The 6,292-nt window shown below is 63.6% G+C and carries 5 protein-coding genes and 1 pseudogene; 5 read left to right on the plus strand and 1 reads right to left on the minus strand.

Annotated features, from left to right (window positions below; translation table 11 throughout):
- Positions 1–286: pseudogene (locus ENZ74_RS17730) on the minus strand (Na/Pi cotransporter family protein); the annotation flags it as partial.
- A gap of 6 nt (positions 287–292) precedes the next feature.
- Between ENZ74_RS17730 and ENZ74_RS17735 the strand changes: the two are divergent.
- The 5 genes from ENZ74_RS17735 to ENZ74_RS17755 form a co-directional block, all read left to right on the plus strand.
- Positions 293–820 (plus strand): hypothetical protein, encoded by a 528-nt coding sequence (locus tag ENZ74_RS17735; protein WP_348630697.1) that lies wholly within the window; start codon positions 293–295, stop codon positions 818–820.
- Between the two features lie 125 nt (positions 821–945).
- Entirely contained in the window at positions 946–2,145 is a 1,200-nt protein-coding gene (locus ENZ74_RS17740; protein ID WP_063167532.1) for a 2-aminoethylphosphonate--pyruvate transaminase, read from the plus strand.
- 24 nt (positions 2,146–2,169) lie between these two features.
- Entirely contained in the window at positions 2,170–3,426 is a 1,257-nt protein-coding gene (gene phnA, locus ENZ74_RS17745; RefSeq protein ID WP_063167533.1) for a phosphonoacetate hydrolase, read from the plus strand.
- 228 nt (positions 3,427–3,654) lie between these two features.
- Positions 3,655–5,112 carry a phosphonoacetaldehyde dehydrogenase gene (gene phnY / locus ENZ74_RS17750; protein WP_063167534.1) on the plus strand — a complete coding sequence of 486 codons (1,458 nt, stop codon included), beginning with the start codon at positions 3,655–3,657 and terminating at the stop codon, positions 5,110–5,112.
- A gap of 72 nt (positions 5,113–5,184) precedes the next feature.
- On the plus strand, positions 5,185–6,292 hold a 1,108-nt coding region (locus ENZ74_RS17755; protein WP_127312893.1), incomplete at its 3' end, for an aspartate aminotransferase family protein.

Consider the following 6,292-nt stretch of genomic DNA (forward strand, 5'->3'; position numbering starts at 1 on the left):
CATCGAGTTTTTGAGCCTGGCGTATCTGGTCGCCGGTGCCGGCGTCGAAGAAATCCATCACTGGGCGCAGCATCACCTCGACGACTTCGCCCATGCGCAGCAGCTCGCGGGTGGCACTGGCTAGCGCAAGACCGGGTGTGCGCATGACGGTGCGGTCGAGCGCGCTGGTGCGGCGCGACATCAGGTCTCCACCCTCTCCGGCCTTTGCCACCGGCCTGTCTGCGATCAACAAGGCGACCAGATACGCCAGGCTCAAAAACTCGATGAGGAGGTCAACCGCGCCCATACCGAAATCAAGCTCTACATTGCCGAAGTCAATCGCGGCAGCATGAGCGTGGCCGAAGCGCAGCGCGGCATCGAGCTCACCGACTTCGCCATCAATCTCGAACGCGCCGGCGACATCGTCGCCAAGAACCTGCTCGTGCTCACCCAGGAGCTGCGTGACAAGAACCTGCGCTTCTCACGCGACGGCTGGAGCGAACTGGCCGGGCTTCACAACCGTGTCATGGCCAACATGCAGCTTGCACTCAATGTGCTGGTGTCGAGCGATCTCGATTCGGCGCGGCAACTCGTCGTCGAGAAGGAGCGGATGCGCAGACTGGAACGCACGAGCCACGACCGTCACCTCAAGCGCCTGCAATCGGGAATGCCGCAGAGCATCGACACCAGCGACATCCACCTGGAGGCCGTGCGGGCGCTGAAGGAGATCAACTCGCTGATGGCCTCGGTCGCTTATCCCTTGCTGACGCAGAGCGGTGATCTGCTCGAAAGCCGGCTGGCGAGAGGGGCTGCGGAAGTGAGGGCTCCTGCAATGGCCTGAGGACGGATTCCCGCCCGGCAGGCCATCACTAAAATCTATACATCGATACAAAATAACGATTTTACAAATAGATCATTCAGGCCAAGAATAAGGCCACATCGAACGCAGATCGAGCGGAGGACAACATGCTCGCCGAGACGAAATTTGCCGCGGAGCCGCTGGCCAGCCCGGCGCTGGGCGAGCCGTATCTTCTGACCCCGGGGCCGCTCACCACGGCCTATTCGGTCAAGCAGGCGATGTTGCGCGACTGGGGATCGTGGGACGGCGACTTCCGCGCCATGACATCGGATATGCGTCGCCGGCTGCTGGCGCTGACCGGGGACAGGAACGATGAGTTCGACTGCGTGCCGATGCAAGGCAGCGGTTCTTTCTGCGTCGAAGCGATGCTGGGGTCGTTCGTGCCCAGGGACGGCAAGGTTCTTGTGCTGGCCAACGGCGCCTACGGCCTGCGCGCCGCGCAGACCATGCAGTATCTCGGCCGCGCCTATACGCTGATCGACAAGGGTGACTATCTGCCCCCGCGCGGCGACGAGGTGGCAGCGGCCCTCGCGGCCGACCCTGATATCACCCATGTCATCGCCATCCATTGCGAGACCAGTTCCGGCATCCTCAACCCGGTCGCTGAAATTGCCGAAGCCGTCCATGCCAAGGGTCGCAAGCTGCTGGTCGATTCCATGAGTGCGTTCGGCGCCGTGGCGCTCGACGTCAACGAAATCCGCTATGAGGCGATGGTCTCGTCCGCCAACAAGTGCATCGAAGGCGTTCCGGGTTTTGGCTTCATCATCGCGCGCAAGAGCGAACTGGAGGCCGCCAAAGGCAGGAGCCATTCGCTGTCGCTCGATGTCCACGCCCAGTGGGCGCACCTGAACAAGACCGGCCAGTGGCGCTACACGCCGCCGACGCATGTCGTGGCCGCCTTCCTCGAAGCACTGCGCCAGCATGAGGCCGAAGGCGGCGTCGCCGGCCGTGGCGCCCGCTATACGAGGAACCGCGACGTTATGGTGGCCGGCATGCGCGACCTCGGTTTCGAGACACTGCTCCGGGATCGCTGGCTGTCGCCGATCATCGTCACCTTCTTCAACCCGGCTCATGCCAGTTTCGCGTTCGACCGTTTCTACGACCTGATGAAGGACAAGGGCTTCATCATCTATCCGGGCAAGCTGACCGCCGTGGATTCGTTCCGCGTCGGCTGCATCGGCCAGATGGACGAACATGTCATGCGCCGCGTCGTCGAGGCGGCAGCGTTCTCGCTTCATGAAATGGGCGTCGACACCGCCGCCCCACCCGCCGCGGCACTTGCCGAACGCGCCAAACTCGCCGCCTGAAGCGGCCGACTTCGAGGATATCAGATGAACCAGATGTCTCCTGTCACCGTGTCGGTCAACGGCCGCACCTATGCCTGGCCGCGCGTGCCGGCGATCGCCATCTGCCTTGACGGCTGCGAGCCGGCCTATCTCGACGAAGCGATAAAGGCCGGGCTGATGCCGGCTCTGGTCAGGATCAAGCAGAAGGGCACGGTGCGCTTTGCGCACTCTGTCATTCCGAGCTTCACCAACCCCAACAATCTGTCGATCGCCACCGGCCGGCCGCCGTCGGTGCATGGCATCTGCGGCAACTATCTCTATGAGCGCGAGACCGGCAAGGAAGTGATGATGAACGACCCGCGCTTCCTGCGCGCGTCGACCATCTTCCAGGCCTTCTACGATGCCGGCGCCAAGGTCGCCGTGGTCACCGCCAAGGACAAGCTGCGTGCGCTGCTCGGCAAGGGCCTCGCCTTCGACGAAGGCCGCGCGCTGTGCTTCTCTGCGGAAAAATCCGACACCACCAGCAAGGCCGAGCACGGCATCGACAATGCCTCGAAGCACTTTGGGCTGCCGGTGCCGGAGGTTTATTCGGCCGAGCTGTCGGAATTCGTCTTCGCCGCCGGCGTCCAGCTGCTGAAGGAATTCCGCCCCGACATCATGTATCTGACGACCACCGACTATGTGCAGCACAAATATGCGCCCGGCGTGCCGCAGGCCAACGCCTTCTACGAGATGTTCGACAAATACCTGACCGAGCTCGATGCGCTGGGTGCTGCCATCGTCGTCACCGCCGACCATGGCATGAAGCCCAAGCACAAGGCGGACGGTTCGCCTGATGTCGTCTATGTCCAGGACCTTCTCGACGAGTGGCTGGGCAAAGATGCCGCCCGCGTCATCCTGCCGATCACCGACCCCTATGTCGTGCATCATGGCGCGCTGGGTTCCTTCGCCACCGCCTATCTGCCTGATGGCGCCGACCAGGCCGATATCATGGCCAGGCTGGCCAAGATCGATAGCATCATGCTGGTCGTCGACAGCCCGACCGCCTGCGAGCGCTTCGAACTGCCGGCCGATCGCATCGGCGACATCGTGCTGATCTCGACCGAGAACAAGACGATCGGCACCTCGGAACATCGCCATGACCTGGCGGCTCTGAACGAGCCGCTACGGTCGCATGGCGGGCTGACCGAGCAGGAGGTGCCGTTCATCGTCAATCGTGTGCTGCCGGAATTTCCGAACGAGCCGACGCTGCGCAATTTCGATGCCTTCTACTACGCCACCATGGCGGCGGCGCTGGCTTGAGTCGAGCGTGATTGTCGACCCCCACTCCGCCGAGCTTCGCTCGGCACCTCTCCCCCGATCGACGGGGGAGAGGAAAGGCGCCAGGGTTAGCCGCGGCTTAACCTGGAAACGTTGAGGCACTGACCTCGCCTGATTTCCTCTCCCCCGTCGATCGGGGGAGAGGTGGCCCGAAGGGCCGGAGTGGGGGTCGAATCCTCCGCGCAACAAGAATCTGCTGGAGCAGAACCCATGACCAAGCTCGACCCCGCCATCAAAGTTCGCCACGAGCCGATGCGCATCGCCGGCAGACGAGTCGATGCCGAAGGCGTCGTCGAGGTTCGCTATCCCTGGAACGACACCGTCATCGGCACCGTTCCGGCCGGCCGCGCCGATCACGCCCGCCAGGCATTCGAGATCGCCGCCGGCTACAAATCGAAGCTGACCCGCTACGAGCGTCAGCAGATACTGTTCCGCACCGCCGAGGCATTGGCCTCGCGCCGCGATGAAATCTCCGATCTCATCACGCTCGAGCTCGGCATCTCCAAGACGGACTCGCTCTATGAGGTCGGCCGTGCCTATGACGTGTTCACGCTGTCGGCGCAGATGTGCATCCAGGATGACGGGCAGATCTTCTCCTGCGACCTCACCCCGCACGGGAAGGCGCGCAAGATCTTCACCACTCGCGAGCCGTTGAAGGCGATCTCGGCGATCACGCCGTTCAATCATCCGCTCAACATGGTCTCGCACAAGGTGGCGCCGGCGATCGCCACCAACAATTGCGTGGTGGTCAAGCCGACCGAACTGACGCCGATGACGGCGCTTCTCTTGGCCGACATTCTCTATGAAGCCGGTTTGCCGCCTGAAATGCTGTCGGTGGTGACCGGCTGGCCGGCCGATATCGGCAACGAGATGATCACCAATGAAAACATCGACCTGATCACCTTCACCGGCGGCGTGCCGGTCGGCAAGATGATCGCCCGCACCGCCGGCTACAAGCGCCAGGTGCTGGAGCTCGGCGGCAACGACCCGCTGATCATCCTCAACGATTTGTCGGACGAGGATCTGGCAAAGGCGGCGGACCTAGCAGTGGCCGGAGCGACGAAAAACTCCGGCCAGCGCTGCACGGCGGTCAAGCGCATCCTGGTCCAGGAAAGCGTCGCCGACCGCTTCGTGCCGCTGGTGCTGGAGCGGGCGAAGAAGATCCGCTTCGGCGATCCGATGGACCGCGCGACCGACCTTGGCACCGTCGTGCACGAGAAGGCGGCGGCGCTGTTCGAAGCCCGCGTCCACATGGCTGCCGAGCAAGGCGCCGAAATCCTCTACAATCCGGGTCGTCAGGGCGCGTTGCTGCCGCCGATCGTCGTCGATCGCGTGCCGCATACATCCGAGCTGGTCATGGAAGAAACCTTCGGGCCGATCATCCCGATCGTGCGTGCGCCGGACGATGACGAGGCGTTGATTGCGCTCTCCAACTCGACCGCCTTCGGCCTGTCGTCGGGCGTCTGCACCAACTCTTTTCCGCGCATGCAGAAATACATCGCCGGCCTTCAGGTCGGCACCGTCAACATCTGGGAAGTGCCGGGCTATCGCATCGAGATGTCGCCCTTCGGCGGCATCAAGGATTCGGGCAACGGCTACAAGGAAGGCGTCATCGAAGCGATGAAGAGCTACACCAATGTGAAGACATTTTCGCTGCCCTGGTCCTGACCGGACGGCATTGACGGATAGAACAATCGAGGGAGCGTTCGCCGCTCCCTCATTCGCATTTCGGAGACCATGATGGCCGCGATATCTGAACTTGTGCACACCGAAGGCGATTCCAACACCACAGCGGCTCGCGGTCGCTGGGATGCCGGGCAGGGCGATCCGCGGATCCGCGGCCTGCTCGATCGCGACGCGGCCGCCTTCATGCACCAGAGCCTGTCCAGCCCCTGTTTGTCGACGATCGCCAAGGCGCAAGGCATCTGGATCGAGGACACCGCCGGTCGCCGCTTCATGGATTTCCACGGCAACAGCGTCCATCACCTCGGCTATGGCCACCCGAGGCTTGTGGCCGCCATCAAGAAGCAGCTCGATCAGCTCTGCTTTGCGCCGCGCCGTTTCACCTGTGAGCCCGCCGTCGAACTGGCCGAGAAGCTGGCGGCATTGGCGCCCGGCAATCTCGGCAAAGTGCTGTTCACCACCGGCGGCTCGGACGCCATCGAGGTCGCGCTGAAGATCGCCCGCGCCGCGACCGGCCGCTTCAAGACGGTGTCGTTCTGGGATGCGTTCCATGGCGCCGGCTTCGGCGCAGCAAGCGTTGGTGGCGAGGCGACCTTCCGCTCGCACATATCAGGCCCGATGATGACCGGCACCGAGCACGTCGCGCCTTGGGACGGCTATCGCTGCCCCTATGGCCACGATTCCCTGGAAGCATCGGGCCTCGCCTGCGCCAACATGATTGCCTACGTCCTTGGCCGCGAGCAGGACGTGGCGGCGGTCGTCGCCGAACCGATGCGGGCGACGCCAAACCCGCCGCCGCCAGGCTTCTGGAAGCGGGTGCGCGAGGCCTGCGACCGGCACGGCACGCTCTTGATCTTCGACGAGATCCCGACCGGCCTTGGCAAGACCGGCAAATTCTTCGCGCACGAGCATGATGATGTGACGCCTGACATCGTCGTCCTCGGCAAGTCGCTCGGCGGCGGCGTCCTGCCGATCGCCGCCATCATCGCGCGCCGCGATCTCGACGTCACCGGTGGCTTCGCGATCGGCCACTACACCCACGAGAAGAACCCGGTGACGACCCGCGCCGCATTGACGACGATCGACATCATCCTGGAGGAAGGGCTGGTCGAGCGCGCGGCCGAACTCGGTCGGCACATGCTAGGGCGCATGCAGCACCTGATGG

It is taken from the genome of Mesorhizobium sp. M7A.F.Ca.CA.002.15.2.1 (assembly GCF_003998715.1).
Lineage (GTDB): Bacteria > Pseudomonadota > Alphaproteobacteria > Rhizobiales > Rhizobiaceae > Mesorhizobium > Mesorhizobium ciceri.

Bases quoted from the DNA above. Each gene is read 5' to 3' on its own strand.
- ENZ74_RS17740 (WP_063167532.1), top strand. From the start codon at position 946: ATGCTCGCCGAGACGAAATTTGCCGCGGAGCCGCTGGCCAGCCCGGCG.
- phnY (WP_063167534.1), top strand. From the start codon at position 3,655: ATGACCAAGCTCGACCCCGCCATCAAAGTTCGCCACGAGCCGATGCGC.
- phnA (WP_063167533.1), top strand. From the start codon at position 2,170: ATGAACCAGATGTCTCCTGTCACCGTGTCGGTCAACGGCCGCACCTAT.